At 65.2% G+C, this 26,527-nt stretch carries 23 protein-coding genes and 1 tRNA gene; 17 read left to right on the plus strand and 7 right to left on the minus strand.

The window, feature by feature from the left end; translation table 11 throughout:
• Positions 1 to 3: 3 nt before the first annotated feature.
• Positions 4 to 669 (minus strand): DsbA family protein, encoded by a 666-nt coding sequence (locus tag ACZYTC_RS20705; protein ID WP_488990442.1) that lies wholly within the window; start codon positions 667 to 669, stop codon positions 4 to 6.
• A 167-nt stretch (positions 670 to 836) separates the two neighbouring features.
• On the opposite strand from ACZYTC_RS20705, the gene ACZYTC_RS20710 reads away from it, so the two are divergent.
• Positions 837 to 1,745 carry a LysR family transcriptional regulator gene (locus tag ACZYTC_RS20710; RefSeq protein ID WP_454811196.1) on the plus strand — a complete coding sequence of 303 codons (909 nt, stop codon included), beginning with the start codon at positions 837 to 839 and terminating at the stop codon, positions 1,743 to 1,745.
• Between the two features lie 254 nt (positions 1,746 to 1,999).
• Here ACZYTC_RS20710 and ACZYTC_RS20715 read toward each other — a convergent pair whose 3' ends face one another.
• The 3 genes from ACZYTC_RS20715 to ACZYTC_RS20725 form a co-directional block, all read right to left on the minus strand.
• On the minus strand, positions 2,000 to 3,406 hold the full coding sequence (locus tag ACZYTC_RS20715; protein WP_488990443.1) for a purine-cytosine permease family protein: 1,407 nt from the start codon (positions 3,404 to 3,406) through the stop codon (positions 2,000 to 2,002).
• Positions 3,407 to 3,678: 272 nt separating this feature from the next.
• A complete protein-coding gene (locus ACZYTC_RS20720; protein ID WP_434958627.1) occupies positions 3,679 to 4,314 on the minus strand; it encodes a class I SAM-dependent methyltransferase in 636 nt (211 codons plus the stop codon).
• Between the two features lie 78 nt (positions 4,315 to 4,392).
• Positions 4,393 to 5,097, minus strand: a complete 705-nt coding sequence (locus ACZYTC_RS20725; protein WP_488990444.1) for a helix-turn-helix transcriptional regulator — start codon at positions 5,095 to 5,097, stop codon at positions 4,393 to 4,395.
• 99 nt (positions 5,098 to 5,196) lie between these two features.
• Between ACZYTC_RS20725 and ACZYTC_RS20730 the strand changes: the two genes are divergently transcribed.
• On the plus strand, positions 5,197 to 5,604 hold the full coding sequence (locus tag ACZYTC_RS20730) for a VOC family protein (RefSeq protein ID WP_441771186.1): 408 nt from the start codon (positions 5,197 to 5,199) through the stop codon (positions 5,602 to 5,604).
• 373 nt (positions 5,605 to 5,977) lie between these two features.
• On the opposite strand, the gene ACZYTC_RS20735 is transcribed toward ACZYTC_RS20730, so the two are convergent.
• Positions 5,978 to 6,067 (minus strand) — tRNA-Ser (locus ACZYTC_RS20735).
• A 226-nt stretch (positions 6,068 to 6,293) separates the two neighbouring features.
• Here ACZYTC_RS20735 and ACZYTC_RS20740 point away from each other — a divergent pair.
• From ACZYTC_RS20740 to ACZYTC_RS20775, 8 genes are all read left to right on the plus strand, one after another.
• A complete protein-coding gene (locus ACZYTC_RS20740) occupies positions 6,294 to 6,614 on the plus strand; it encodes a PetM family of cytochrome b6f complex subunit 7 (RefSeq protein ID WP_434958625.1) in 321 nt (106 codons plus the stop codon).
• 7 nt (positions 6,615 to 6,621) lie between these two features.
• Positions 6,622 to 7,218 (plus strand): hypothetical protein, encoded by a 597-nt coding sequence (locus tag ACZYTC_RS20745; protein ID WP_488990445.1) that lies wholly within the window; start codon positions 6,622 to 6,624, stop codon positions 7,216 to 7,218.
• Between the two features lie 103 nt (positions 7,219 to 7,321).
• Positions 7,322 to 7,975 carry a peptide-methionine (S)-S-oxide reductase MsrA gene (gene msrA, locus ACZYTC_RS20750; RefSeq protein WP_434958623.1) on the plus strand — a complete coding sequence of 218 codons (654 nt, stop codon included), beginning with the start codon at positions 7,322 to 7,324 and terminating at the stop codon, positions 7,973 to 7,975.
• Between the two features lie 244 nt (positions 7,976 to 8,219).
• Positions 8,220 to 9,032 (plus strand): molybdate ABC transporter substrate-binding protein, encoded by an 813-nt coding sequence (gene modA, locus ACZYTC_RS20755; RefSeq protein WP_434958622.1) that lies wholly within the window; start codon positions 8,220 to 8,222, stop codon positions 9,030 to 9,032.
• 154 nt (positions 9,033 to 9,186) lie between these two features.
• On the plus strand, positions 9,187 to 9,849 hold the full coding sequence (locus ACZYTC_RS20760; RefSeq protein ID WP_441770955.1) for a TetR/AcrR family transcriptional regulator: 663 nt from the start codon (positions 9,187 to 9,189) through the stop codon (positions 9,847 to 9,849).
• On the plus strand, positions 9,846 to 11,267 hold the full coding sequence (locus ACZYTC_RS20765; RefSeq protein WP_488990446.1) for a DHA2 family efflux MFS transporter permease subunit: 1,422 nt from the start codon (positions 9,846 to 9,848) through the stop codon (positions 11,265 to 11,267). The genes ACZYTC_RS20760 and ACZYTC_RS20765 overlap by 4 nt, the downstream gene beginning before the upstream one ends.
• Before the next feature lie 185 nt (positions 11,268 to 11,452).
• Positions 11,453 to 12,667, plus strand: a complete 1,215-nt coding sequence (locus ACZYTC_RS20770; RefSeq protein ID WP_434958619.1) for an efflux RND transporter periplasmic adaptor subunit — start codon at positions 11,453 to 11,455, stop codon at positions 12,665 to 12,667.
• Positions 12,668 to 12,669: 2 nt separating this feature from the next.
• A complete protein-coding gene (locus tag ACZYTC_RS20775; protein WP_454811183.1) occupies positions 12,670 to 15,849 on the plus strand; it encodes an efflux RND transporter permease subunit in 3,180 nt (1,059 codons plus the stop codon).
• 12 nt (positions 15,850 to 15,861) lie between these two features.
• Here ACZYTC_RS20775 and ACZYTC_RS20780 read toward each other — a convergent pair whose 3' ends face one another.
• Positions 15,862 to 16,704 (minus strand): class I SAM-dependent methyltransferase, encoded by an 843-nt coding sequence (locus ACZYTC_RS20780; RefSeq protein ID WP_434958617.1) that lies wholly within the window; start codon positions 16,702 to 16,704, stop codon positions 15,862 to 15,864.
• A gap of 335 nt (positions 16,705 to 17,039) precedes the next feature.
• On the opposite strand from ACZYTC_RS20780, the gene acs reads away from it, so the two are divergent.
• The 3 genes from acs (at position 17,040) to ACZYTC_RS20795 (ending at position 21,642) form a co-directional block, all read left to right on the plus strand.
• A complete protein-coding gene (gene acs / locus ACZYTC_RS20785) occupies positions 17,040 to 18,986 on the plus strand; it encodes an acetate--CoA ligase (RefSeq protein WP_434958616.1) in 1,947 nt (648 codons plus the stop codon).
• A gap of 2 nt (positions 18,987 to 18,988) precedes the next feature.
• The gene (locus ACZYTC_RS20790) at positions 18,989 to 19,720 is read left to right on the plus strand and encodes a DUF4241 domain-containing protein (protein ID WP_488990447.1); all 732 of its coding nucleotides are present in this window, start codon (positions 18,989 to 18,991) and stop codon (positions 19,718 to 19,720) included.
• A gap of 125 nt (positions 19,721 to 19,845) precedes the next feature.
• Entirely contained in the window at positions 19,846 to 21,642 is a 1,797-nt protein-coding gene (locus ACZYTC_RS20795) for a chloride channel protein (RefSeq protein ID WP_434958613.1), read from the plus strand.
• Positions 21,643 to 21,657: 15 nt separating this feature from the next.
• Here ACZYTC_RS20795 and ACZYTC_RS20800 read toward each other — a convergent pair whose 3' ends face one another.
• Positions 21,658 to 22,698, minus strand: coding sequence for an alpha/beta hydrolase family protein (locus ACZYTC_RS20800; protein ID WP_441770961.1), 1,041 nt, complete (start codon positions 22,696 to 22,698; stop codon positions 21,658 to 21,660).
• Between the two features lie 191 nt (positions 22,699 to 22,889).
• Between ACZYTC_RS20800 and ACZYTC_RS20805 the strand changes: the two genes are divergently transcribed.
• From ACZYTC_RS20805 to kdgT, 4 genes are all read left to right on the plus strand, one after another.
• Complete coding sequence (locus tag ACZYTC_RS20805) at positions 22,890 to 23,651, plus strand: GntR family transcriptional regulator (protein WP_441770962.1); 762 nt, start codon at positions 22,890 to 22,892, stop codon at positions 23,649 to 23,651.
• 143 nt (positions 23,652 to 23,794) lie between these two features.
• The gene (kduI, locus tag ACZYTC_RS20810) at positions 23,795 to 24,640 is read left to right on the plus strand and encodes a 5-dehydro-4-deoxy-D-glucuronate isomerase (protein ID WP_441770963.1); all 846 of its coding nucleotides are present in this window, start codon (positions 23,795 to 23,797) and stop codon (positions 24,638 to 24,640) included.
• Between the two features lie 11 nt (positions 24,641 to 24,651).
• Positions 24,652 to 25,422 (plus strand): 2-dehydro-3-deoxy-D-gluconate 5-dehydrogenase KduD, encoded by a 771-nt coding sequence (gene kduD / locus ACZYTC_RS20815; RefSeq protein WP_434958609.1) that lies wholly within the window; start codon positions 24,652 to 24,654, stop codon positions 25,420 to 25,422.
• Positions 25,423 to 25,528: 106 nt separating this feature from the next.
• Positions 25,529 to 26,527, plus strand: a complete 999-nt coding sequence (kdgT, locus tag ACZYTC_RS20820; protein WP_441770964.1) for a 2-keto-3-deoxygluconate transporter — start codon at positions 25,529 to 25,531, stop codon at positions 26,525 to 26,527.

Genomic DNA, 26,527 nt, shown 5'->3' on the forward strand with positions numbered 1-26,527 from the left:
CCGTCAGGCGTTGAGGTGGGAAACGAGATTGTCGAAACTACCGAACAGCGCGTTCGAGGCGATGAGCCGCTGCTGCCCGTCCTGCTGCAGGGCGAGGGCCGGCACGCCCTGGGCGCCGAGGCGGGCCATCAGGCTGCACCCCTCGGCGATGCGGGTACGATTGGCCGCGAGCAGGGCCTCGTCCGGCGCGGCGAGGCGGCCGGCGGCGGCCGTGAAGCCCGCGCTGCGCAGGATCGCGGTGAGGCAAGCGAGGGAGGTCGTGTCGCGGCCCTCGACATAGCGTCCGGCCTGGATCGCCGCGAGGGCGTCGAGTTCACGTGCGGGCTCGGTCAGGGCCGCGGTAGTCAGTGCCAGCGTGGCCGGCCCCGAATCGAACAGGCCGCCTTCGGCTTCCAGCACCTGCTTGCGATAGGCTTTGGTGAAACGCTGGCCGGTGAGGCGCTCGATGCGCTGGTCGTTGGACCAGGCATAGGCGGCAAAGCCCGTATCCATCGGCCGGGCGCCCGGCCCCGTGAACAGGCCGGTCGGCAGCGGCCTGATGGCGACGCCGGTCTCACGCAGGCGCTGCAGCATCGGCGAAGCGCCATAGCACCAGCCACAGAGCGGATCGAACAGATAGGTCACGACCTGCCCGCTGGCGGCCTGGCGTGGGGAAAGCGAGGTGGACATCGAAATCTCCTTGCCCTCCAACATGGCTCGTCGGCTGGCCAAGAAAAATCCCGAACAATTTGACAGAGTGTCTGATCAAATCAGACAATAAGCGCAATCGAGGCTGTTCTCCCCTATAGCCGCCTTCAGCAAGGTTGGGGTGGCAGGCACCCTGGCGCAGCAAGCTCATGTCCGAACTTCTCAATCTCAACCGGCTCGCCTTCTTCACCGCGGTGATCGAGACCGGCTCCTTCACGGCGGCGGGGGAGCGGCTCGGCGTCGCCAAGGCGGTGGTCAGCCATCAGGTCGGCAGGTTGGAGGAGGAACTCGGCGTCACCCTGATCCTGCGCACCACCCGCCGCCTGCAGGCGACGGAGGCGGGGCGGGCCTTCTATGATCGTGCCGCCTTGATCCTGCGCGAGGCCGAATCCGCCTTCGGGGAGATCTCCAAGGACGCGGCGGAGCCGACCGGCGTCCTCACTCTGGCGGCACAGATCGACTATGGCGGGGCGGTTGTCGCCCCCGCCGTCGCCGCCTTTCGCCAGCGCTATCCCCATATGCGGGTGGAAGTCGCCTTCGACGATACCGTGGTGGATCTGGTGGATGGGCAGGTGGATGTCGCCGTGCGCGTCGGCTGGCTCACCGATTCCTCAAACCAGGCCCAGCGGCTCGGCACGTTCCAGCAGCATCTGGTCTGCTCGGCCGCGCTTGCCGCAGGCCTTCCTGGCGATCTCGACCCCAAGGGGCTGGCAGCGCTGCCCTTCGTGGCGAACCATGCCTTGCGCACGCCGGGACGCTGGCTGTTCTCGCGGGGGGAATGGGAACGGGAGACGGTGGAGGTCAGCGCCGTCGTCGACGCGGACAAGACGCCCACCGCCTATGCCATGGTGCTGGCGGGGGCCGGCCTGTCGGTTTTTCCGGATTTCCTGGTCGCCGGCGACATCGCCGCGGGCCGGCTCGTCCGATTGCTGGCGGACTGGACGCTGCCCGCGGGCGGCATCCATGTGGTCTACCCGGCCGCGCGTTTCCGCCCGGCCAAGGTGCGATTGTTCGTGGAGATCCTCAAGGGCCTCGAGCGGGCACGGAGCAAGCCTTAGGAAAGCGAAACGACCACAAATGGTGTCGGTTCGTGCTGCCCCTCACCCTCACCCTTACCCTCTCCCCGCAAGAGCGGGGCGAGGGAGGCACAGGCGTCGCGATTTATCCTCAGATCTCTCATCTCGACCAGCGGTTGGGCGAGATGAAGCCGTTCCAGCACAAGCGCACCACCAAAGTCCCCTCGCCCCGCTCTTGCGGGGAGAGGGTAAGGGTGAGGGGCAGCGTGGAGCTATTGACGTGAGGACTGCGCCCCTCACGCCCGCGCGGTCTTTTCCTCGGGCAGGATCATCTCGTTGGGGACGTTGGCGCGGCCCCGGGCCAGGGCATAATAGACCACCGAGGTCGCCACCAGGCTGACGATCCAGGAGATGTCGGCGTCGTCGAGCATCTTGGCGATCGGCCCCTCATAGAGCGCCTGGTTCAGGAAGGGGATCTGGACCAGCACGCCGAAGAGGTAGCAGCCCAGCGCCGTCCAGTTGTAGGCGCCGTAACGGCCCGAAACGTCGTAGAGGGCGGGAACGTCCACCTTCTCCTTGGAGATCAGGTAGTAGTCGACGAGGTTGACCGCGCTCCAGGGCACGAAGACCGCCAGCAGCAGCAGCATGAAGTTCTTGAAGGCCGAGAGGAAGTGGGCGCTGGCGAACAGGGCGATCACCACGGAGCCGGCCACGAAGAGCAGGATATAGGCCACGCGTGCTACCTGTGACACGCTGCGCTGGCCGGCATAGGCGCTTACCGTGGTGAGCAGGGTCATCGAGCCGCCATAGGCGTTGAGGCAGTTCACCGTCAGCTTGTTGGTGACGATGACGATATAGACCAGCACGGCCACGCTTGGCCCGGCGAGCTCGCCGAGGAAGCCGACCTGGTTGGCCAGGAATTTGCCGCCCAGGGCCGCCACCACGGCGCCGAAGGTCATGGAGATCTGCGCGCCCACGGCCGAGCCGAGCAGGGTGGACCAGAAGGTCACCGAAGCCGGGGTGGAGGAGGGCAGATAGCGCGAATAATCGGCGACATAGGGGGCGAAGGTCAGCTGCCAGCCGGCAGCGAGCGCGATGGCGAGCAGGAAGGTCGCCATGGTGAAGGGCTTCTGGCCGAAGGCGTCGGCAACGTTGTATTGCCCGAACAGCCGGAAAGCGAGATAGGCAAAGCCCAGGATGCCGACCACGGTGGCGATGCGTCCGATGATGTGGATGAGTTTGTAACCCACCACCGCGACGATCACGGTGATCAAGCCGAAGGCGATCATGCCGAAGGCGGGTGTTTCCACGCCAAACATCAAGTTGATCGCCTGGCCCGAGAGCACGGTTCCGGTGGCTGCAAAGCCCAGATACATCACCACGGTGAGGAGGAGGGGCAAAGTGGCGCCCTTCACGCCGAACTGGGCGCGCGAGGAGATCATCTGCGGCAGGCCGAGACGCGGCCCCTGCGCCGAATGCAGGGCCATCACGGCGCCGCCGAGGAGGTTGCCGATGGCCAGGCCGATGATGGCCGTAAGCGCCTCGGCACCGAATACGATCGAAAGCGCGCCGTCGACCACGGCGGTGATCTGCAAATTCGCGCCGAACCACAAGGTGAACTGGTTGAAGGAGGAGCCATGCCGCTCGCCCTCCGGAATCCGGTCGATCGTCCGTTTCTCGATCGCGCCCGTCTCTGCTGCCATGCCGCCCCTCCCAAGAGCTGATGTGCAAATGTTTTATGATGTAATATGTATATACAAGTTAACTCAATGCGCGCGGGAAAAGGGAGAGTCAAGGGGATTGTGTGGCAGAGTCCATGCCTGCCGAGCCGCTGATCTGCCGATGATGGCTCTTGCGCCTAAGCAGGTTCCTCTTGATCGAGCCAGGGGCGCGATCAAGAGGAACCTGCAGGATATCAAACACTTGCAGAATTTCCGAGCGAGACCCATCCGCGGGCCTCACCGGGAAATTCTACCTAGGTCTTGCGCGCCACGATGTAAGGCCGGTTGTCGTCGCCCTTTGTCGCGTGGTTCTCGACGGCGAGAATCTCGAAGCCGGCGGCAGATATCTGCCGGGTGAGCGCCGAGACCCGAAATACGCCGGCATGAGGCGCCAGGCCGAGTGCGCGCATGACGGGCAAGGCAAGCCGGATGAGGGGATTCATCTCACCCACGCAGGGGGTTTTGGAGATGAGCAGGCCCTCCGCCGCCAGCAAGGCATGGACGCGGCGCAGCGTGCCGGGCAGGTCGCGAACCAGATGCAGATAGTTGAAGCCTAGAACCGCATTGAACTTGGCGGCGTCGGGAAGGAGCGCTTCCGCGGTGGCGATGCGAAAGGCCAGGCTCGGGGCGGGAGCTGCAGCGTGTTTCTCCTCGGCGATCGCGATCATGCCGGCCGAGATATCGGTCGCGAGATAGGACTGGACCCCGCTTGCGAGCACGAGTGCCGTCGTTCCCGTGCCGCATCCCAGTTCCAGCACCCGGTCGCCGGGTCCCAGCAAGGCCCGGGTTCGCTGCAGCGTACGCTCATAGCCGGCCTGGTCTGCAATCGCTCCCCTGGCATATTTGCGCGAACTCCGATCCCAGAAACGCGCGTCGCTCGCCAAGCTCATGGTGCGATGTCCTTACCAAGGCAACTGTCTTGCCGAGTAGCCTTCCTACGAAATATGGCCAATCTCGTCGACAGCCGATCACGTCGGTCTATGTGTTGCGCGCCATGTCTCACGATGATGCTGCCAGCGGCGGCGCAATTCTCCCTTCGGCAGGCCATTGGTTTCCTGCAATACCTCGGCTTCGATCATCCGGTCGGTACGAAAATGACGGAACGCCTGCCTTGTCTCACACCAACCAATGAGGAGGCGGCTTGCTTCGGCATAACCGAGGATGACCGGCCAGACGGTGCGTTCGGCTTCCTCGCCCGTCTCGGCGCGATAGCGCAGGCGCAGTTTGCGGCTTTCGCGGATCGCGCGCCGCAGTTCGGTGGTGTCCACGGCATCTTCGGCGACGATGGTGCTCGGCTTGGGGCCAATGCTCGGTTCGGCGATAAACGGCCTCAGGCGCTCCGGTACAACGGCTGCAATCTTGGCGATGACATCGCGGGCCGCTCCCGACAGCACCTTGTCGCCACGCCCTTCGACCCATTGCGCGCCAAGCACCACCGCCTCGATTTCGTCCGGCGTCAACATCAAGGGCGGCATGTCGTAATCGGCATCGAGCAGAAAGCCGAAGCCGGGTGCTCCGACGATCGGAACCCGCTGGCCGACCAGGTCGGCGATGTCCCGGTAGATGGTTCGCTTTGAAACTTCGACTTCGTCCGCCAGTGCGGCTGCCGTCACCGGGCGGCTCGACCGGCGTAAAATCTGGATGATCTGGAACAACCGGTCGGCGCGGCGCATGAAATGATGACTCCTGTTGCCATCATGGTGGCAACAGCGCTGTGCGACAAGTCCTTCCGCCGTGTCCGCGCCCTGGACACCATGCGAAAGGTTCAAATCATGAAACTTGCTTCAACCCGCCTGATAGCCGCCGACGTCAAAGCAATGGTTGGCTTCTACGAACTGGTGACGGGCTGCCCCGCTACCTGGCTCGCTCCGGTCTTTGCCGAAATTGTAACGCCGGGTGCCACACTTGCCATTGGAAGCGCGGAGACCGTCGCCCTGTTCCGGGAAGGCAGTGCCGAACCGCGCGCCAACCGGACGGCCATCCTCGAGTTCATGGTCGATGATGTCGATGCGGAATTCGAGCGCCTGAGGCAGGAGGTCGAAGTTGTGCACGAGCCGAAGCTGATGCCTTGGGGCAACCGCTCGGTGCAGTTCCGTGATCCCGAAGGAACGGCCGTTTCGCTGTTCATGCCGTTCACCGAGGCCGCGAAAAAACGCTTTGGGGTGCTGGGCGGGGAATAGAGGCATGAAGCAGATCTGGGGCGCCCTCCGGAAAAGCGGTGTCCGGTGAGGTGGTGCAGCCGGCAGAGTGTTCGTTACTACGCCGCGAGCGAGGCTTGCCGATGGGTTTGATCGCATCGGCCAAGGCCCACTTGATGAGCCGCTTCCGTGGAACTGTCCAAACTTAACGCGGCGGATCCCGTCTGCCGATCTGTGCCTGATCCTGAAAACGCCCTACCGAGCGCTTTCAAGTGTAATGTCCCACCGACGTGATCCACCGCGATATCCTGGCGTAGAGGACTGAACGGATAATCCGGAGAGCTGTTACTTAAACATAGGGTTTTGGAGGGAAAGCGGCGGAAAATCGCTCGCTGAGCTGGCACTTTCTGCAAGGTGGCGGAAGGGGCGGGATTCGAACCCGCGATACGGTTTCCCGTATACACACTTTCCAGGCGTGCGCCTTCAACCACTCGGCCACCCTTCCGTCGAGCGGTGCTTATGGCGATGTCGGCGCAATTTGTAAACGGGAGATTGCAGTTTTTTGAAGGGGAATATGCTTTCAATTCGGTGGCTCGGAACGGAGCGCCTGCCCGTCTCTTCGGGGCCGTTCACCTTCGAGCTCGAATTTCCTACGCGCAAAGGGGCCCCCTGCGCTAAACTGGCATGAGCCCTGCCATCGTCGGCGGGAGCGCGCGATGGTGGAGTGCGTGATGCGTTTTCTGGCTCGTTCGCTCGGCTTGTTCCTGGCTGCCGGCGCCTTCGTGGCCGCGGTGGTCGACGGTACGCGCTCGATCGCCGACAATCATCTCGTCTTCCTGCCGGTGCGCGCGGTCTGGCTCTGGCTCGGCCCTGCGAGTTTCGACCGGATGCGCGCCTGGGTGGAGGCCTCGCTTTCGGTCTTCTTGTGGAACAACCTGGTCTCGCCTTTGCTCGGCCTGCCCTTTGCTCTGGTGCTGGTGCTGGTTTCGGGCCTGCTCTTCTGGCTGGGGCGTCCGCCGGCAAGCCGGATCGGCTATGTCTCGCATCTGTGAGCGAAGCATGAGCGGGGCCGCATCTCGCCGACTGATCTTCGAGTATGTCATGGCGGCTTTCATGGCGGCCTGCATCACCGCCTTGTCTTACGGGAGCGCAGGGCCGGCGCGGGGCCAGGAGTTCAAACCGGTGAGCAAGCCGATCCTCGGCCGGTGGGCCGAACAAGCCACTTCCGAGCGATCGAAGAGCCAATGGCGCATCGGCCAACTGGATATCGTTGCTTGCGAGGGAGGCTATTGCGGTATTCAGGTCGGTGAGGGCGATCGATGCGGAAACCTTATCTTGCGCATGGGCAAGGAGGTCGCCTGGACGGATTATCAGACTGTACTTGGGGACAACCCGCATGGCGGCAGCGGGCCGGTCGCGAGTTTCGGGTCACGTCGTCCGCCGGGGAGATATGAGGATTTCTACTATTTCTTCGGCAAGCGGGCTTCGGGTGGTGAAAAAACCGCTGAGGCCACCTTTTCGCAGAGAAAGAATGACGAAATAAAGCTCGTGACCAGGAAGGAAAAGAGTTGCACCCCTCCCTGCAAGGAGATTCCAGTCCTTCTCTATGAAGGCGTTTTTTCACGGCAAGGTGAAGCGCGCTGTACTTCAGGCTGAGCCAAGGACGGGCTCTGACATATCCGTGATCGGCGCCGCCCCTGACAACGGCATCCGGCGCCCCCATATTGGCGAAGTCACCCAAATTCAGGAAGGAAGAACCATGTTCGGCTTTCGCAAGAAGACGGCGTTTCCCTCCGCCGACGAAGCCCTGCCGGGGCGCGGCGAGGCCATCGAGACGGCAGATACCCATTTCGTCAACGGCGCGGCCCTGAAGGGGCCTAACCCCGAAGGCAGCGAGACGGCCTATTTCGGCCTCGGCTGCTTCTGGGGCGCAGAGCGCAAATTCTGGCAGACCCCGGGTGTTTTGGTCACCGCGGTGGGCTATGCCGGTGGTCTCACTCCCAATGCGACCTATGAGGAAGTCTGTTCCGGCCTCACCGGGCACAATGAGGTGGTGAAGGTGGTGTTCGACCCCAAGACCATCTCCTATGATCAGCTCCTGAAGGTGTTCTTCGAAGCGCATGATCCCACTCAGGGCATGCGCCAGGGCAACGACATCGGCACGCAATATCGCTCGGGCATCTATGTCACCAGCGAGAAGCAGCGCCAGGCAGCAGAGGCAGCCAAGGCGCGCTACAACGAGGCGCTCGCCGCCAAGGGCTTTGGCGCTGTCACCACCGAGATCCTGGCGGCACCGCCTTTCTACTATGCGGAAGCCTATCACCAGCAATATCTCGCCAAGAACCCGGCCGGCTATTGCGGCCTGGGCGGCACCGGCGTCTCCTGCCCGATCGGCGTGGGCGTCGCCGCGTAGAAGCGGTGCCGTAGTGGACAGCCATGCGTGCACACCTCGATCGTCGGGTATGCGCTTGGTAAAATGAAGCGCGACACGCCTCCCCCACCGGGTTGGGGAGGGCGTGTCCCGTTCCATTCGTGCTGGCTAGGCCAGGCCTGCCCGCCATGGCGCGACATTCGCGCCTGTCGGCCCGCCTTGCGCTCCCTCCCGCGTCGCTATATCCCTGGGTATACAACCACCATGGCTGTCAGGGGATTTCACCATGCTGCGCTTTGCCCGCCGGGCTTTTCTCGCTCTCTCCGTCAGCCTCGTCTTCGCGCCCGCCATGGCGCAGGCCGAGGATGCTTCCGCCGCCAAGGCCGCGCAGGCCCAGGCCGGTGACCTCACCGTCTTTGCGGCGGCCAGCCTCAAGGGCTCGCTCGACGAAGCGGCCAAGGCCTGGACGGCAAGCTCGGGCAAGAAGGTGGTGATCTCCTATGCCGCCTCCTCGGCGCTGATGAAGCAGATCGAGCAGGGCGCGCCCGCCGATGTCTTCGCCTCGGCCGATCTCGACTGGATGAAATACGGCGTCGACAAGAAGCTGATCAAGCAGGACAGCGTGGTGAAGCTGCTTGGCAACGCCCTGGTGCTGATCGCGCCGGCCGATGCTGCCACGACGGTGGATCTCAAGCCCGGCGTCGATCTTGCCGGCGCCATCGGTGACGGCAAGATCGCCGTGGGCGAGGTGAAGACGGTGCCGGCCGGCAAATATGCGCGGGCCGCCTTCGAAAAGCTCGGCATTCTCAAGGCGGTCGAGCCGAAATTCGCGCAGACCGACAATGTCCGTGCCGCCCTCGCGCTGGTCGCGCGCGGCGAGGCCAAGTTCGGCGTGGTCTATGCCACCGATGCGGCTGCCGATCCGAAGGTGAAGGTCGTCGCCACCTTCCCCGCCGATTCGCATGAGCCGATCGTCTATCCTTTCGGTGTGACGGCAGCTTCGCACAGCACGGACGCCGCTGGCTTCCTGAGCTATCTCAAGACCTCCGAAGGCCAGAAGCCCTTCGCCAAGGCCGGCTTCACCTTGTTGAAGGACTAGGGCTGAGAGGACCTTGCTTCATCGGGCCGCAACAATCCTCACTCGATTGTGTCCGATCGCCTGCTTCACCCTCTCCCAATTTTGCCGGAATTCGGGCAGGAAATGAGACTCGCTGGTTTTATCCGTAACCGGCGGGTTTTGATTCGGGGCCATCATGGAGCAGCGTACGGACGACAAGTCATCCGGCGAGGAGCACTGGCGCGACGTTCGGCGCAACAATTTGCTGGACGCGGCCGGTCGCATCTTCGCGCGCCAGGGCTATGACTCGGCCTCGGTCGATGACATCGCTTTCGAGGCCGGTATCGGCAAGGCCACCGTCTATCGCTATTTCTCCAGCAAGGAAGCCCTGTTCGAGGCGGTGTTTGCCCAAACGCTCGACGATCTCGAGGTCCGGCTCGACAGCGCCCTGCTGCGCGAGGGCAATTTCCGCGAGCGCCTGACCTATCTCGTCGCCGAGATCGTGCCCACGGTGCGCACCCATCTCAGCACCATCCGCGACCTCAATGAGGGCGAAAATTCCAAGCGGCGCATCTTCCGTCGCCGCCGCGGCGCCATCGCGCAGCGTCTGATCACGGTGATCGAGGAAGCCCAGCGCCGCGGCGAGGCCCGGATCTACGATGCCGACATGGCGGCACGGCTGCTGATCGGCATGGCCTGGATCGGGGTGGGCGCCGACTATCTCTCCGACATCGAGGTGACGCGCGACGTGGTCGACATGGCGCTCAACGGCATTGCCCAGGGGCGTCCGGTGCCGGAGGGGCTGGTCACACGGCTCGAACCGGGCAGGCGCGGCCGCAAGGGGAGAGCACCCTCGTGAGCGAGGGGCTGAAATCGCAGGGCCGATTGCTGCCGCTGATCATCGCCACCGGCCTGTTCATGGAAAATCTGGACTCGACGGTGCTGTCGACGGCGCTGCCCACCATCGCACGCGATTTCGGCACGAGCCCGATCTATCTCAAGCTCACCCTCACCTCCTATCTGCTCTCGCTCGCCATCTTCATCCCGACCTCCGGCTGGATGGCCGACCGCTTCGGCGCCCGCACCGTGTTCCGTGCCGCCATCGTGGTGTTCGGCCTCGGCTCGATCGCCTGTGGCCTGTCCTCCAACCTGACCGAGCTGGTGGCGGCCCGCATCGTACAGGGCATGGGCGGAGCGATGATGACGCCGGTTGGCCGGCTGATCATTCTCAAGACCACGCCCAAGCACGACCTCGTCAACGCCATGATGTGGCTGACCCTGCCAGCCCTGCTCGGCCCGCTCAGCGGGCCGCCGCTCGGCGGCTTCATCACCACCTATTTCCACTGGCGACTGATCTTCTGGATCAACATTCCGATCGCCGTGCTCGGCATCGTCCTGGCCAGTCTCTATGTGCCCAATGTGCGCGACGACGAGCGACGGCCCTTTGACCTCATCGGTTTCCTCATCCTGGCGCCGGGCCTGGTGGCGCTGATGGGCGGGGCAACGCTGTCGGGCCTCGATCTGGTGCCGGTGAGCGTCAATATCGGCCTCGCCATAGCGGGTCTGGCCCTGATCGGCCTCTATGTCCACCACGCCGGGCGGGTCGCCAACCCGCTGATCGAATTGAGGCTGCTGCGCTTTCCCACCTTCCGGGCGGCGATTGGCGGCGGCTTCCTGTTCCGTATCGGCGTCGGCGCCACGCCCTTCCTGCTTGCGCTCTATTTCCAGCTCGGCTTCGATTTCAGCCCGTTCCAGTCAGGTCTGCTGACGCTCGCTACCGGCGCCGGTGCCATGGCCATGAAGGCCCTGGCCGGCCCGATCCTGCGTCGGCTCGGCTTCCGGCGGGTGCTGACCTGGAACGCCGTGCTGTCCTCCGTGCTGGTGGCGGCCCCGGCCCTGTTCCATGCCGGCATGCCGGTGCTGATGATCTCGCTCACCTTGCTCGCCGCCGGTTTCACCCGCTCGCTGCAATTCACCTCGATCAACATTGCCGGTGTCTCGGACATTCCGCCCGAGCTGATGGGCCGGGTCACCTCGATGACCTCGGTGCTGCAGGAGCTGGCAGGTTCGGTCGGCGTCTCCGTCGCCGCGCTGGCGCTGGAGACGTCGATGCATTTGCACGGCGCCAGCCATCTCACCGCGCCGGTCTTCCCGCCGGTGTTCCTGATGATCGGGGTGATCGCCATGACCTCGGGCCTGATCTTCCTCACCTTGCCGCGCAATGTCGGCAATGAGCTGCTCGCGCCGGCGCCCCGAACGCCTGCCGCGGCAGAGTGAATCGACGGCCGCGATCCCATCACACGCTATCACGATGGGGTGATCCGGGGCCTTTGGACACCAATCGAAGTCGGACAGAAACATCCCTTAACACTGGCCCACACTTCCGTCGTCATCGCCGTCACAAATCGGATTCGAAACCTTGCACCTGCCCGTGGGCGGGACCATTGCGACGGATCGGACTCATGAATATCGAACGTAAACCCAGACGGCGCCGCTGGCCCGCCGGGCTGGCAATCCTGATGCTCGGGCTGGGAAGCTACGCGGCCTGGCGCCATCTCGCGCAGGCGGCACCAGCACCCCAGGCGCAGGCCGCGCCCGCCAAGGTGCCGGTCACCTTCGCGCAGGCAGTGAAGGCCGACTATCCCGTCGAGGTCGACGGTTTGGGCACGGTTTCCCCCTTCAAGACGGTGACGGTGAGGAGCCGGGTCGACGGCGAGATCACCAGGATGTTCTTCAAGCAGGGCCAGATGGTCAAGCAGGGCGATCCGCTGGTGGAGATCGACAGACGCCCCTATCAGGCAGCGCTGGACCAGGCGATCGCCAAGAAGGCTCAGGACGAGGCCAGCCTCAGGAACGACCAGCTCAACCTGCAGCGCTTCCAGAACCTTGCCCAGAAGAGCTTCGAATCGCAGCAGGCCGTGGACACCCAGCAGGCCCTGGTCGACCAGGTCAAGGCACAGATCCAGGGCGACGAGGCGGCCATCGACAATGCTCGCACCAATCTCGACTACACCACGATCAAGGCGCCCTTCACCGGCCGCACCGGCTTCCGCCAGATCGACCCAGGCAACATCGTGCATGCCGCCGACCAGAATGGCATCGTCACCATCGCCCAGCTCCAGCCTATCGCGGTGCAGTTCACCGAACCTCAGGACCTGCTGCCGGCCATTGCCAAGGCTTTCGATCGCGGGCCGGCGCCGGTCGAGGCCCTGAGCTCCGATGGCCAGACCGTTCTTTCGCGCGGCACGCTGGCGGTGATCGACAACACCGTCAACCAGGCGACAGGCACGATCAGCCTGAAGGCGCGTTTCGACAACGCCGACAATGCGCTCTGGCCGGGCCTGTCGGTCGATACCCGCTTGCTCGTCGACACGCTCAAGCAAGTCCTCGTGGTGCCCGAGGATGCCGTCCAGCATGGGCCGTCAGGCCTTTTCGCCTATGTGATCGGCGATGACGGCAAGGCCGTGGCGACACCGATCCAAGTGGGCATGAGCGGCAATGGCCGCGCAGTGGTCAACCAGGGTCTGACGGTCGGTCAGAAGGTCGTGGTATCAGGCCAGGCACGCCTGCAGAACGGCGCGGAAGTCGAGGCGCGGCCGCTGCCGTCCCCGGATGGAAAGATTGCCGAACAGACCGGCCTGCAGGCGGGCGGCAATCCTATCGGGAAGGCGGACTGACCATGCCCGGTATCTCCACCCCTTTCATCCGCCACCCGGTTGCCACCACGCTCTTGATGGTGGGCATCCTGTTCGTCGGCATCATCGCCTATCCGCAATTGCCGGTGGCGCCGCTGCCCGAAGTCGACTTCCCGACCATCCAGGTTTCCGCCAGCCTGCCCGGCGCCGATCCGGCCACCATGGCCTCGTCCGTGGCCCAGCCGCTGGAAACGCAGTTCTCGCTGATCCCGGGCATTTCGGAGATGACCTCGTCGAGCCAGACGAGTTCGACCCAGATCACCCTGCAGTTCGACCTGTCCCGCAATATCGACGGTGCGGGCGCGGATGTGCTGGCGGCCATCAATGCCGCCAACGGGCAATTGCCCAAGAACATGCCGAGCCCGCCGACCTATCGAAAGGTCAATCCGGCCGATTCCCCCATCCTGCTGCTCGGCGCCACCTCCGACACGCTGCCCTTGACCGAGGTTTCCGACCAGGCGCTCACCAAGCTGGCCCAGGCCATCAGCCAGATCGGCGGCGTCGGCCAGGTCAATGTCGGCGGCCAGCAGACCCCGTCCATCCGCGTCCAGGTCGACCCCGCCAAGCTGGTGGCCAAGGGATTGTCGCTGGAGGACGTGCGCACCCCGCTTGCCGTCACCACGGTCAACAATCCAAAGGGCACCTTCAACGGCGCCACCCGCTCCTACACCATCTATGCCAACGACCAGCTCACCGACGCCAAGGACTGGAACGACGTCATCATCGCCTATCGCAATGGCAGTCCGGTACGCGTGCGCGACATCGGCCAGGCGGTGAGCGCGCCCCAGGACGATACCCAGGCGGGCTGGGCGGATGGCAAGCGTGGCGTCTTCCTGGTGATCTTCAAGCAGCCCGGCGCCAACGTCATCGACACCGTCGACAATGTCATGAAGGTGCTGCCGCGCCTGGAAGCGGGTATTTCACCCGCTATCAAGATCTCCGTGCTGTCGGACCGTACCCAGACCATCCGCGCCGCCGTGAAGGACGTGCAGTTCACGCTGCTGCTCACCATCGGGCTCGTCGTCATGGTGATCTTCGTCTTCCTGCGCAGCGTGTGGGCCACGGTGATCCCCTCCATCACCGTGCCCTTGGCCTTGCTGGGCGCTTGCGCCCTGATGTGGCTGGCCGGCTACAGCCTCGATAATCTCTCGCTGATGGCGCTGACCATTGCGGTGGGCTTCGTGGTCGACGACGCCATCGTCATGCTGGAGAACATCACCCGGCATATCGAGGAGGGTGAGAGACCGATGGCCGCCGCCCTCAAGGGAGCCGGCGAGATCGGCTTCACCATTCTGTCGATCAGCATCTCGCTGATCGCCGTGCTGATTCCGCTCCTGTTGATGAGCGGCATCATTGGCCGGCTGTTCCGGGAGTTTGCGATCACGCTCGCCATGACCATCGTGGTCTCGGCCTTCGTGTCGCTGACCCTGACGCCGATGATGGCTTCGCGCTTCCTCAAGCCGATTCACGAGGAGCATCATGGCAAGTTCTACAAGCTCAGCGAATCTTTCTTCGAGGCCATGGTGAATGCCTATGAACGCGGCCTCGACCTCGTGCTGCGCTTCCGCTTCATCACCCTGCTGACCTTCTTCGCCACGGTGGCCCTGTCGGCTTACCTGTTCGTGATCATTCCCAAGGGTTTCTTCCCGCAGCAGGACACCGGCCTGATCACCGGCGTCGTCGAAGCGGCGCAGGATACGTCCGTGGCCGACATGGCGCGCCATATGGAGGAATTGGGCGCCATCGTGCTCAAGGATCCGGCCATCGACCATATGGCCATGCGCATGGGCGGCAACGGCAACACCCTCAATGACGGCACCATGTATATCACGCTGAAGCCGCGCGACCGGCGTAGCGCTTCGGCTGACCAGGTGATCCGCCGCCTGCAGCTCCAGACCGCCAAGGTCGAGGGGGCGCGGCTTTACCTGCAATCGGCGCAGGACGTGCGCCTCGGCGGCCGGCCCTCCCGCACGCAGTACCAGTTCACCCTGCAGGGCACCGACATCGACCAGCTCAACCAATGGGCGCCGAAGCTGCTGGACGCCATGAAGACCATGCCGGAACTGCGCGACGTCGCTTCGGACCAGCAGGCATCCGGCACCACTCTGACCCTGTCGATCGATCGCGACCAGGCTGCCCGCTACGGGCTGACGCCCGACATCATCGACGCCACGCTCTATGATGCCTTCGGCCAGCGCCAGATCGCGCAATTCTCGACCCAGCTCTCGACCTATTACGTCATCCTGGAGGTGCTGCCCTCGCTGCAGAAGAGCACGGCGACGCTGCAGCAGATCTATCTGCGCTCGCCGGCCACCGGCGGCGAGGTGCCGCTCTCGGCCTTTGCGAAATGGAGCACAGATCCTGTCCGCCCGCTCGCCATTAACCATCAGGGCCAGTTCCCGGCGGTGACGATCTCCTTCAACCTGGCGCCCGGCGTGGCGCTCGGGCAGGCGACGGCCGCCATCGAGGCTCTGGAAAAGCGGATGGAGCTGCCGGCCACCATCGGCTCGACCTTCCAGGGCACGGCGCAGGCCTTCCAGGATTCGCTCTCCTCGGTGCCGATGCTGATCGTCGCGGCCCTGGTGGTGGTCTATCTGATCCTCGGCATCCTCTATGAGAGCTTCATCCACCCCCTCACCATCCTCTCGACCCTGCCTTCCGCGGGCGTGGGGGCTCTGGCGACGTTGCTGCTGTTCCATTTCGACTTCAGCCTGATCGCCCTGATCGGGGTCATTCTCCTGATCGGCATCGTCAAGAAGAACGGCATCATGCTGGTCGATTTCGCCATCGTCGCCGAGCGCGATCACCGCATGAGCGCCGTGGAGGCGATCCGCCGGGCCTGCCTCCTGCGCTTCCGACCGATCCTGATGACCACCATGGCCGCCTTGCTCGGCGGTGTACCACTGATGCTCGGTTCCGGCACCGGCTCGGAGATCCGCCAGCCTCTCGGCTATGCCATGGTCGGCGGCCTCATCGTCAGCCAGGTCCTGACTCTCTTCACCACGCCGGTGATCTATCTCTATCTCGACGGCTTTTCGAAATGGCTGAGAAGCGGTCGCGATTCCGGCGAACCAAGCGAGCCGCCGGAAGCCGTTCTGGCGGGAGAGCCCAGGGAGGACCAGGATCTGGTCATGCCCGAACCGCGTGCCGTCGCGATGCGGTGAGTGCGAGTTTTCTCACGCTGCCCGCGCGATCATCTCGATGGGCGCGATCAGCCCATCGGCCAGGGCCGACATCACATTGCCGATGCGAAGGGGAGCGTTCGCGCCCATCAGGACCTGGGGCCCGAGGGGAGACGGGCCGTCGCGGGCGACCTTCTCCCTCATCTCGCGGCCGAGCCGGAGAGCAAGGTCGCGATGGCTGCGCTCGAGCTCCAGGCTGAAACCGGCCTGGGCAAGGGCCTGGCGGTAGCGGCTCGGCGGCTCCACGAAGCTGGTGGCCGAGCTCATCGCCCAGGGCATCGGGAAGGGCAGTTCACCCAAGCCATTGTGTGTCTGGCCTTGGTGCATGATGTCGTAGACGCCGAAGCGCGCACCCGGCTTGAGTACCCGGTGTATCTCGCGAAAGAGAGTATCCTTGTCGGCGATGTTCATGCCGACATGGAACAGGGTGGCGCCGTCGAAGCTCGCGGCCTCGAAGGGCAAGGCGAGGGCACTGCCCTGCACGAAGGAGACCCGCCCCGACAGGTGACAGCGCCGGGTCACCGCCTCCGCCACGGCGACGAATTCGGCGGTAAGATCGATGCCGGTGACGCTGCAGCCGAGCGCCTCCGCCAGATGCCGTGCCGGTCCCCCGATGCCCGAGCCGACATCGAGCACATGCATGGCATGGGTGAAGCCGAGATCCTCGGCCAGCTCTTCGGTGGCGGCGGCCCAGCCGAGGTGAAACTCGTCGATGCCGGCGAGATCGCCGGTGACGAGCCGGTCCGGATCCTTGCCGGCGGCCTCCAGTGCCGAAAACAGTGTTCGCTCAAGCGAACCTTGCGTGTAATGGCTGGCGACGGCGCCTTCGATGTCCATGGCCACATCCTTTCTTGGCGGGCTGGTACTAAGCGGTAGCATCGCAAGTTCAGCCGCCACTATACCGCGCCGCGTCAAGCAATGACAGACGCACCTCAGTATCCGCCGGAGCACGCGAGGGACTTGCCCTGCGCCCGCGCTTTGTCATAAGCGTTCTATCAAAGCGTTTTGCGATTTTTGCGGAATCGTCAGGAATCGCAAAGACGCGCCGAAGCAAGGAGTTGGAGCACACGAGCGTTCAGCCATGAACGCGCTTCGCTCCAGAGGAAATGCCGGTTTCGAAGCCGGCGCGCGTTGCAAGGCCGTGGCACGACCCCGGCCGATGGGAGGAAGGCATGTCTGAGGCCAAGATCTACGACGTTCCGCGCGAATGGGCCGAGGAAGCGTATGTCGACAATGCGCGTTACCAGGCGATGTACGAAGCCTCCGTCAGCGATCCCGAGGCGTTCTGGGGCGAACACGGCAAGCGAATTGGCTGGTTCGAGCCCTATACCAGGGTCAAGAATACCCGTTTCGAACCGGATGTCTCGATCCGCTGGTATGAGGACGGCACCACCAACGTCTCCTGGAACTGCGTCGACCGCCACGTCGCCGAACACGGCGATCGTACCGCCATCATCTGGGAGGGTGACGATCCCTCCGAGAGCCGCCACATCTCCTATCGCGAGTTGGCCAGCCAGGTGCAGCGCTTCGCCAACGTGCTCAAGGGCGAGGGCGTCAAGAAGGGCGACCGGGTCACCATCTATCTGCCGATGATTCCCGAAGCGGCCTTCGCCATGCTGGCCTGCGCCCGCGTCGGCGCCGTGCATTCCATCGTCTTCGGGGGCTTCTCGCCTGATTCCCTCGCCGGCCGCATCACCGATTGCGGTTCGACCGTGGTCATTACCGCCGACGAAGGCTTGCGCGGTGGCAAGCGCGTGCCGCTCAAGGCCAATGTCGACGCGGCGCTGGCCAAGGAAGGGGGCGTCTCCTCGGTGATCGTGATCAAGCGCACCGGTGCCCCGGTGCCGATGGTCACCGGACGCGATCATTTCTACGCCGATCTCGCCGCCAATGTCTCCGACGAGTGCCCTTGCGAGGAGATGGCGGCGGAGGACCCGCTGTTCATCCTCTACACCTCCGGTTCCACCGGCAAGCCGAAGGGCGTGCTGCACACCACCGCGGGCTATCTCGTCTATGCTGCGATGACGCATCAATATGTCTTCGATTACCGCGAGGGCGACATCTATTGGTGCACTGCCGATGTCGGCTGGGTCACCGGTCATTCCTACATCGTCTACGGCCCGCTGTGTAACGGTGCCACCACGCTGATGTTCGAGGGTGTGCCGAACTACCCGTCGGTGTCGCGCTTCTGGGAAGTGATCGACAAGCACCAGGTCAACATCTTCTACACTGCGCCGACCGCGATCCGCGCTTTGATGGGGGCCGGCGAGGAGCCGGTGAGGAAGACCTCGCGCGCCTCGCTCCGCCTGCTCGGCTCCGTGGGCGAGCCGATCAATCCCGAGGCCTGGGAATGGTATCACCGCGTGGTGGGCGACCATCGCTGCCCGATCGTCGACACCTGGTGGCAGACCGAGACCGGCGGCATCCTGATCTCGCCGCTGCCCGGCGCCACCAAGCTCAAGCCGGGATCGGCCACACGGCCCTTCTTCGGCGTGCGTCCCGAGATCGTCGACGCCGAGGGCAAGGTGCTGGAGGGCCCCTGCGAGGGCAATCTCGTCATTGCCGATTCCTGGCCGGGCCAGATGCGCACCGTCTATGGCGACCACCAGCGCTTCTTCGACACCTATTTCGCCGCCTATAAGGGCAAATATTTCACCGGTGACGGCTGCCGCCGCGACGAGGACGGCTATTACTGGATCACCGGCCGCGTCGACGACGTCATCAACGTCTCCGGACACCGCATGGGCACGGCCGAGGTGGAGAGCGCGCTGGTGGCGCATGAACTGGTGTCGGAAGCCGCCGTCGTCGGCTACCCCCACGATCTCAAGGGCCAGGGCATCTATGCTTATGTCACCTTGATGGCGGGCAGCAGCGGCGACGAGATCCTGCGCAAGGAATTGGTGGGCTGGGTGCGCCGCGAAATCGGCCCGATCGCTTCGCCCGACCTCATCCAGTTCGCGCCCGGCCTGCCCAAGACGCGCTCCGGCAAGATCATGCGCCGCATCCTGCGCAAGATCGCCGAGGACGATTTCGGCTCGCTCGGCGATATCTCCACTCTGGCCGACCCGACGGTGGTGGAGGACCTGATCGCCAACCGCCAGAACAAGCCCAAGGGCTGAGAGTGCGGCGGGCGCTTTTCGTCGCGCTCGCCCTCTGCTTCGGCATGACCGCGCCGTCGCGGGCGGAAGAAGGGCCGTTGCGCCCGGATGCGGCCCGGTTCGAGACCGCCTTCGTGCCCGGCGCGACGGCGACGGTCGAGGGCACCTCCGTGCCGCTCGACAGCCGCGTTCTGGGGGAGGTCACGGTGTCCTCCGGGCAGATCGTGGCCTGCGATCCCTTCGTCTTCATCGAGGCCAAGCCCTTCACTCGCGCCGTGCCGAATGGGCAGTTTCCCGTGCGCGTCGCAGTGATCTGTTCGAAGCGTTTCGGCGATCGCGTCGCCTTTGCGCGCGTCGAATTCTCGCAAGCGCCGGCCGTGAGCTGGGAACGAACCTTGGTGCCGGGCCAGGACCCTGCCAAGCTCGGCAGGGACGAATATTACGGCTTTCCGGTCGATGCGGGCACCGGTGCCTTTCTTGATCCTGCCGTAGGCAAGGATATCGCAGTCCTGTCGACCGATCAGGTGCAGGCCGTCTATGACGATTGGATCCGTCAGGGCGAAAGCTACAGCAAGGCGCATGGGCTGCCCTATGCTCTGCCCGTCAACCGTGGTGCGCATGCCCTGGTGCTGTTCTCGAGCGGCTGGGGCGATGGCGCCTATCCATCCTGGTTCGGCCTGGGGGCTGATGGCAGCGTGGCGATGCTGCTGACCGATCTGCGCGTGGTGGATGACGGGCCGGGCCGGCGAGAATAGGCCCCCGTTCCCGATCGCGCCAATTTTCGTCGTTTGCGGACTTTTGCCTTTCACGGCGAGCGTCTAAACAGGATGGACCGGCTTACCTCTTATTCCTGCCTCCAATCGAGGCGGGCCAGCTTGTCATGTCCCATCAGCGTTTTTCCCGCCAGACTCTCAACCTCGTCTTCGACCGGGCCATCCCTGGCTGGATGCGCCTTCTGGTGCGACGCAGCGAAAGCGGCATGGTGGCGCTCGCCGCCGTGGTGGGGGCATTGGCCGGGGTGGCTGTCTATGGTGTCGCCGCCACCGCTCAGCTTGCCCATGAACTCTTCTTCGGTCTACAGGCGGAGGAGAGGCTGAGCGGCACCCTCGGCCTGCCGGTGATCCTGGCCGTGTCGATGCCGGTTATCGGCGGCCTGCTGCTCGGCCTGTTCAACCTGGTCCTGGCGCGTACCCGCTCGCCGCGCCCGGTCGACCCGATCGAAGCCAACGCCCTGCATGGCGGGCGCCTGTCGCTCGCCGGCAGCATCATCGTGGTCGTACAGACCTGGATCTCCAATGCCTTCGGCGCCTCCGTTGGGCTCGAGGCCGCCTATTCACAGATCGGCTCGGGCATCGCCTCGCGGATTGGGCTCGGTTTCCATCTGCGCCGTGCGGATTTGCGCCTGCTGGTGGGCTGCGGTTCGGCCGGTGCCATTGCCGGCGCCTTCAGCGCGCCCCTGACCGGCGCCTTCTACGCCTTCGAGATCATCATCGGCACCTACGCCGTCTCGCATCTGGCGCCCGTCGCTGCCGCGGCCATCGCCGGCACCATCGTCACCCATCTGCTCGGGATCGATTCCTACGCCTTCGTCATCAATGTCGGTTTCCGGCCGCAGGCTTCATCCTTCGCCGCTTTGGTCGGTCTCGGCCTGTTCAGCGCCGCCGTCGCCATCCTGGTGATGCTCGGGGTCGCCATGACGGAGAAGGGATTTCGCCGCCTGCCCCTGCCGATCTGGCTGATGCCGGCACTCGGCGGGGTGATGGTCGGCGGTCTCGCTCTGATCACGCCGCAGGTGCTGTCATCCGGGCATGGCGCGCTGGTGAAGATGCTGGCCGGCAGCGAATTGCCGCTCCTGGTGCTGGGCGGGCTGATCGTCTTGAAGGCGATGGCTTCCTGCATCTCGCTCGGCTCGGGCTTTCGCGGCGGCCTGTTCTTCGCCTCGCTCTTCCTCGGCGCGCTGGTGGGCCAGTTCTATCTCGGCGGCATCCAATTCTTCTCGATCACGACTGGGTTGACGCCCCACGCCGCCGCGCTCGCCGGCATGGCGGCACTGGCGGCGTCCGTGATGGGCGGGCCGCTGACCATGAGCTTCCTGGTGCTGGAGATGACCGGGGATTTCCAGCTCACCGTGGCCGTATTGCTGGCGGTGATCATCGCCAGCATCACCGTGCGCGAGACGTTCGGCTATTCCTTCGCCACCTGGCGCTTTCATCTGCGCGGCGAGGCGATCCGCAGCGCCCACGACATTGGCTGGGCGCGCGACCTCACCGTCGGCCGGGTGATGCGCAAGCCGGCGCCGACGGTGGACAAGGACGCCTCGCTCGTGGTCTTCCGCAATGCCCACCCGCTCGGCACCACCCATTACATCGTGGCCGTCGATACCCTGACCAATCGCTATGCCGGGCTGATCCGGGTCGCTGATGCCTATCAGGTCAGCCCGGAAATCCAGGATGGTGCCAGTCCCGTCAGCGGCCTGGCTCTCTATCGCGATGAGGTGCTGACGGCGGGCATGACGCTGAAGGAGGCGACCGAGCGCATGGAAGGCTGCGAGGCCGAGGCGCTGGCGGTGGTGGACGAGGCCGGCCATGTCATCGGCCTGTTGTCGGAAGCCCACGCCTTGCGCCGCTACGCCGAAGCCGCCGACCGCGCCCGTCGCGACCTGGCCGGCGCGGTCTAGGCGCTGCGGTTCCTCCTATCGCGAGGGCAGGGCCCGAGCCAGGAAGGCGAGGATCTCATCGGCGATCTGGCGGTGCAGGGCCGTTCGCTCGCGCGTGCCGCCGTCCCGGCAGACGAAGCTTTCTCCCGGGGCGATCTTCTCGATCGCGGCGGGCGCCTCCGGCAGGCATAGCTGCATGAAGCTGAAATGGGTGGCGTCAGGGATGGGCAGGTAGCGCGTGCTCGCCGGCGGCAGGGCGTTGACCAGATAATCGGAGTCCTGCTTCAGGGCCGCGATGCCGGGGACCGGCGTTCCCGCCGCGAGCACCAGCACGGGTATCCGGACAGCCGCCAGGCTTTGCGGCGTGAAGCCGAGCGCCGGTCCGAGATCGAGGGAGACGACGGCGCCGATCCTGGCATCGCGGAGATCGGCTCCCAGCTTGGCGCGATCGGTCCCGCCACCGCGCAGCCCGAGAGCCGTGAGAGCTTCGCAAAGAGGCGCGGGCGAGCAAATCGCGGGAAGGCGGCTCGCGTCGTAGCGCCCGCCGGCCATCGCCATCACCGTCCAGCCGCCGAGGGAATGGCCGATAGCGGCGATGCGGCTCGCCTCGATGGGGCCGGCAAGGCCGGGATTGGTGCTGACGGCATCGAGAACCCGGCTGAGATCGCGGGGCCGTTCCCATAGACGGACAGCCTGTTCCGGCCGCTTGTCGAAGGTGGTGGTGCCGGGATGATCCGGCGCTGCCACGACATAGCCTTGTCTGGCAAGTTCGCCCGCCAGCCAGTTCAGGTTCCGCCAGTTGCCGCCGAAGCCGTGCGAGAGCAGGACAAGCGCATGGCTGCCGGCCACGGGAGGAGCATTCTCCACCACCTCGACGCCCGGGAAGCTGCCATCCCGCCCGCCGATCGAGGTCAAGGGCCCGGCGGTGCTGGCCGGATACCAGAGGCGGGCCTGCAGCGGCCGCTCACCCGCCGGGTCGGGGATGCTGATCTGCCGGGACCCGATCGGTTCGCTGGCGAAGGCAGCAGGTCCCGCCAGGCTGGCGGTGAGGGCGAGAAGGAAAGCGAAACGGCGCATGGAACTCTCCAGGAAAACAGCTGACGCCGCCTTCCTGCTGCACCCAGGCCAGCCCTTGCGACCTGGAACGTGATTGAGGTCGTGCCGGAAGGCGATGGGCTACCTGGCGGTGTCAGGCCAGCCATCCAACGGCATTGACGCAGGTATTGGGAGAGGTTAGGATATCTAATATATCAGATATGGTGGATGCGATGAGTGCCTTTGCCACTTTCCAGGATCGTACCGGTGGGCGGCCGCTTGCGGCGCAGCCCGGCATGACGACGTCGGCGCTCGTGCATCGGGCGCTGCGCGACGAGATCGTCTCCATGATCAGGCTGCCTGGCGAGAAGATCGCCGAAGCGGAGGTCGCCGCGGCGCATGCGGTCAGCCGCACGCCGGTCCGCGAGGCGCTGCTGCGCCTGGCCGATGAGGGGTTGGTCGAAATCGCGGCCCGGTCCGCCACCCGCGTCGCCCGCATTCCTGCCGCCATCCTGCCCGATGCGATCTTCGTGCGCTCGGCCGTCGAGCACGCCACGGCGCGGGCGGCGGCCCATCAGGCGCGAGGCAGCAGCGTCACCCTGCTGCGCGGCCTGATCGAGCGCCAGCGCGAGAGCCTCGCGTTCGGCGACACCAATGCCTTTCATGAAGCCGACGAAGCCTTCCATGCCGCTCTCGCCATGGCGGCGGGCCGGCCGGGCGCCTGGGACATGGTGCAGCAGGTCAAGACCCAGCTCGACCGCTACCGCCGGCTGACGCTGCCGGAGGCCGGGCGCATGCAACGCGTCGTCGAGGAGCACGGCGCCATCGTCGATGCCATCGAGGCCCATGACGCCGAGAAGGCCGGCCTCGCCATGAACAACCACCTCGACGGCCTGCGCCGGAGCCTGGCTTCCATCCGCGATCACAACCCGGACTATTTCTCGGGGGATGCCGCCGGCATCTCCGCCGCCTTCGAGACGCTGCTGTTCCGGTGAGGAGCCGCTTGCCCATAAACACTCTGTCATCCCCTTCCCGGGGTCTTCGACCCCGCCGGGGGTGACAATTCCTTCAAGTCACCTATTCGAGCGCGGTTCTTGAGCGGCTCATCCCAGCGATCTCGACAATCCAGAAAGTTCCTATGTCCCATCAATCCCTCGAAATTCGCCACGCCAGCCACTCCGAGGCCGTCAAAGGCCTGGATACGCAGGGTCTGCGCCGCGAATTCCTGATTCCCGACCTGTTCGCTGCCGGCCGCATCAAGCTGGTCTACTCCCATGTCGAGCGCATGATCATCGGTGGGGCCTGCCCGGTCGATGCGCCCCTCGTGCTGCTGACGCCGAAGGAGGTCGGGCAGTCTACCTTCCTGGCGCGGCGCGAACTGGGCATCATCAATATCGGCGCGCCAGGGATCGTTCGTGTCGACGGTGAGGCTCACGACATCGGCACGCGCGAAGCCCTCTATGTCGGCATGGGCGCCGGCGAGGTGGTGTTCGAGGCCAGGAACGGTGCCGCGCCGCCGCGCTTCTACCTGTTGTCGGCGCCCGCCCATCGCAGCTATCCGACGCGCCGGATCGACGCCTCGATCGGGCGCATCCTGGAACTCGGCGACAAGAGTACGGCGAACGAGCGCAGCATTCACCAGATGCTGATCCCGGGCGCGGTCGAATCCTGCCAGCTCGTCTTCGGCATGACCACGCTGGCGCCGGGCTCGGTGTGGAACACCATGCCCTGCCACACTCATGACCGGCGCAACGAGGTCTATCTCTATTTCGACCTCGCACCCGAGGCGCGCATCTTCCATTTCATGGGCGAGCCCCAGGAGACGCGCCATCTGGTGATGGGCGAGGGCGACGCGGTGATCTCGCCGCCCTGGTCTGTTCATTCCGGCGTCGGCACCGGGGCCTATACCTTCATCTGGGCCATGGCCGGCGACAACCAGGACTATGCCGACATGGACATGGTTGCGACGGCGGACCTGCGATGAGCGGCGCGGCCATGAACCGAATTGCCTCCAGTCCTTTCGATCTCACCGGCAAGGTCGCGATGGTGACGGGATCGCGCACGGGGCTCGGGCAGGCCATCGCCATCGCCTTGTCGCAGGCCGGCGCCAGCATCGTCGGGGTCGATCGCGGCCCCGCCGAGGAGACCCGCGCGGCGATTGAGGAGCAGGGCGGCGCCTTCCTGCCTGTGATGGCCGATCTCTCCACCACGGCCCGCCTGCCCGCGATCGTCCAGTCCGCGCTCGACCGCTTCGGCGCGCTCGACATCCTGGTCAACAATGCCGGCATCATCCGCCGCGCCGATGCCCTCGACTTCACCGAGGAGGACTGGGACGCGGTGGTGGACGTCAATCTCAAATCGGCCTTCTTCCTGGCCCAGGCGGCGGCCCGCGCCATGCTTGCGGGCGGGCGCGGCGGCAAGATCATCAACATCGCCTCGATGCTGTCCTTCCAGGGCGGCATCCGCGTCGCCTCCTACACCTCGGCCAAGAGCGGGCTGATGGGACTCACCAAGCTGCTTGCCTGCGAATGGGCCGCCAAGGGCATCAACGTCAATGCGATCGCTCCCGGCTACATGGCGACCAACAACACCGCCGCGTTGCGTGCCGACACCGAGCGCAATGCCCAGATCCTGGCGCGCATTCCGGCCGAACGCTGGGGCGTGCCCGCCGATCTCGGTGGCGCGGCCGTGTTCCTGGCCTCGGAGGCCGCAGCCTATGTCCATGGCACCACCATTCCGGTGGATGGCGGCTGGCTGGCGCGCTGAGGCGCATCGTCCGGCCCTGGGGGCCGGCTCTTAGAGAACAAAGGCGGCCTTCCGGCACCTCTCTGGGCCCGAAGGCACAGCCACAATGAACATTGGGAGGCAGTCCATGAAGATATTGAAGGTCATCGACAAGATTCCCGGCGGCCTGATGCTGGTGCCGCTGCTGCTCGGCGCTCTGTGCAAGACTTTCTCACCGGGCGCCGGCAGCTATCTGGGGTCGTTCAGCAACGGCCTGATCACCGGCACCGTGCCGATCCTCGCCGTCTGGTTCTTCTGCATGGGCGCCACCATCGATCTCAAGGCGACCGGCGTGGTGCTGCGGAAATCGGGCACGCTCCTGGTCACCAAGATCATCGTGGCCTGGGTCGCCACCATGATCGCAGCACGGTTCATCCCCGACGGCGGCATCACCTCCGGCCTGTTCGCGGGCCTGTCGGTGCTGGCAATCACCGCCTCGATGGACATGACCAATGGCGGCCTCTACGCCGCGGTGATGCAACAATATGGCACCAAGGAGGAGGCCGGCGCGTTCGTGCTGATGTCGGTCGAATCCGGGCCGCTGGTCAGCATGCTCATCCTCGGCGCGTCCGGCGTGGCCGTGTTCGAGCCGCGCCTGTTCGTCGGCGCCGTGCTGCCCTTCCTGATCGGCTTTGCCCTCGGCAATCTCGACCGGGACCTGCGCGAGCTGTTCGGGCGCTGCGTCCATCCGCTGATCCCGTTCTTCGGCTTCGCCCTCGGCAATGGCATCGATCTCAAGGTCATCGCGCAGAGCGGCCTTACCGGTGTTCTGCTCGGCCTCGGGGTGATCGTGGTCACCGGCATTCCCCTGATGCTCGCCGACAGGTTCATCGGCGGCGGGAACGGCACGGCCGGGCTGGCGGCCTCCAGCACGGCCGGGGCGGCGATCGCCAATCCGACACTGATCGGCGAGATGATCCCGAGCTTCAAGCCGGTGGTGCCGGCGGCCACGGCCCTGGTGGCCACGGCCTGCCTGGTGACGGCGATCCTGGTGCCGATCCTGACGGCTGTGTGGGCAAAGCGGATGGGCAGGGTGCCGGCCCCGCAGGCGGACGCCGTGCCCCGGCACGGCGTCGAGCCGATCTAG

Source organism: Labrys sp. F242 (assembly GCF_057813875.1).

Bases quoted from the DNA above. Each gene is read 5' to 3' on its own strand.
- ACZYTC_RS20725 (WP_488990444.1), bottom strand. From the start codon at position 5,097: ATGCGCCGCGCCGACCGGTTGTTCCAGATCATCCAGATTTTACGCCGG.
- ACZYTC_RS20745 (WP_488990445.1), top strand. From the start codon at position 6,622: ATGAGCGGGGCCGCATCTCGCCGACTGATCTTCGAGTATGTCATGGCG.
- ACZYTC_RS20780 (WP_434958617.1), bottom strand. From the start codon at position 16,704: ATGGACATCGAAGGCGCCGTCGCCAGCCATTACACGCAAGGTTCGCTT.
- ACZYTC_RS20740 (WP_434958625.1), top strand. From the start codon at position 6,294: ATGCGTTTTCTGGCTCGTTCGCTCGGCTTGTTCCTGGCTGCCGGCGCC.
- kduI (WP_441770963.1), top strand. From the start codon at position 23,795: ATGTCCCATCAATCCCTCGAAATTCGCCACGCCAGCCACTCCGAGGCC.
- modA (WP_434958622.1), top strand. From the start codon at position 8,220: ATGCTGCGCTTTGCCCGCCGGGCTTTTCTCGCTCTCTCCGTCAGCCTC.
- ACZYTC_RS20770 (WP_434958619.1), top strand. From the start codon at position 11,453: ATGAATATCGAACGTAAACCCAGACGGCGCCGCTGGCCCGCCGGGCTG.
- ACZYTC_RS20715 (WP_488990443.1), bottom strand. From the start codon at position 3,406: ATGGCAGCAGAGACGGGCGCGATCGAGAAACGGACGATCGACCGGATT.
- kduD (WP_434958609.1), top strand. From the start codon at position 24,652: ATGAACCGAATTGCCTCCAGTCCTTTCGATCTCACCGGCAAGGTCGCG.
- ACZYTC_RS20775 (WP_454811183.1), top strand. From the start codon at position 12,670: ATGCCCGGTATCTCCACCCCTTTCATCCGCCACCCGGTTGCCACCACG.
- ACZYTC_RS20705 (WP_488990442.1), bottom strand. From the start codon at position 669: ATGTCCACCTCGCTTTCCCCACGCCAGGCCGCCAGCGGGCAGGTCGTG.
- msrA (WP_434958623.1), top strand. From the start codon at position 7,322: ATGTTCGGCTTTCGCAAGAAGACGGCGTTTCCCTCCGCCGACGAAGCC.
- ACZYTC_RS20805 (WP_441770962.1), top strand. From the start codon at position 22,890: ATGAGTGCCTTTGCCACTTTCCAGGATCGTACCGGTGGGCGGCCGCTT.
- ACZYTC_RS20795 (WP_434958613.1), top strand. From the start codon at position 19,846: ATGTCCCATCAGCGTTTTTCCCGCCAGACTCTCAACCTCGTCTTCGAC.
- acs (WP_434958616.1), top strand. From the start codon at position 17,040: ATGTCTGAGGCCAAGATCTACGACGTTCCGCGCGAATGGGCCGAGGAA.
- ACZYTC_RS20720 (WP_434958627.1), bottom strand. From the start codon at position 4,314: ATGAGCTTGGCGAGCGACGCGCGTTTCTGGGATCGGAGTTCGCGCAAA.
- ACZYTC_RS20730 (WP_441771186.1), top strand. From the start codon at position 5,197: ATGAAACTTGCTTCAACCCGCCTGATAGCCGCCGACGTCAAAGCAATG.
- ACZYTC_RS20760 (WP_441770955.1), top strand. From the start codon at position 9,187: ATGGAGCAGCGTACGGACGACAAGTCATCCGGCGAGGAGCACTGGCGC.
- ACZYTC_RS20800 (WP_441770961.1), bottom strand. From the start codon at position 22,698: ATGCGCCGTTTCGCTTTCCTTCTCGCCCTCACCGCCAGCCTGGCGGGA.
- ACZYTC_RS20710 (WP_454811196.1), top strand. From the start codon at position 837: ATGTCCGAACTTCTCAATCTCAACCGGCTCGCCTTCTTCACCGCGGTG.
- kdgT (WP_441770964.1), top strand. From the start codon at position 25,529: ATGAAGATATTGAAGGTCATCGACAAGATTCCCGGCGGCCTGATGCTG.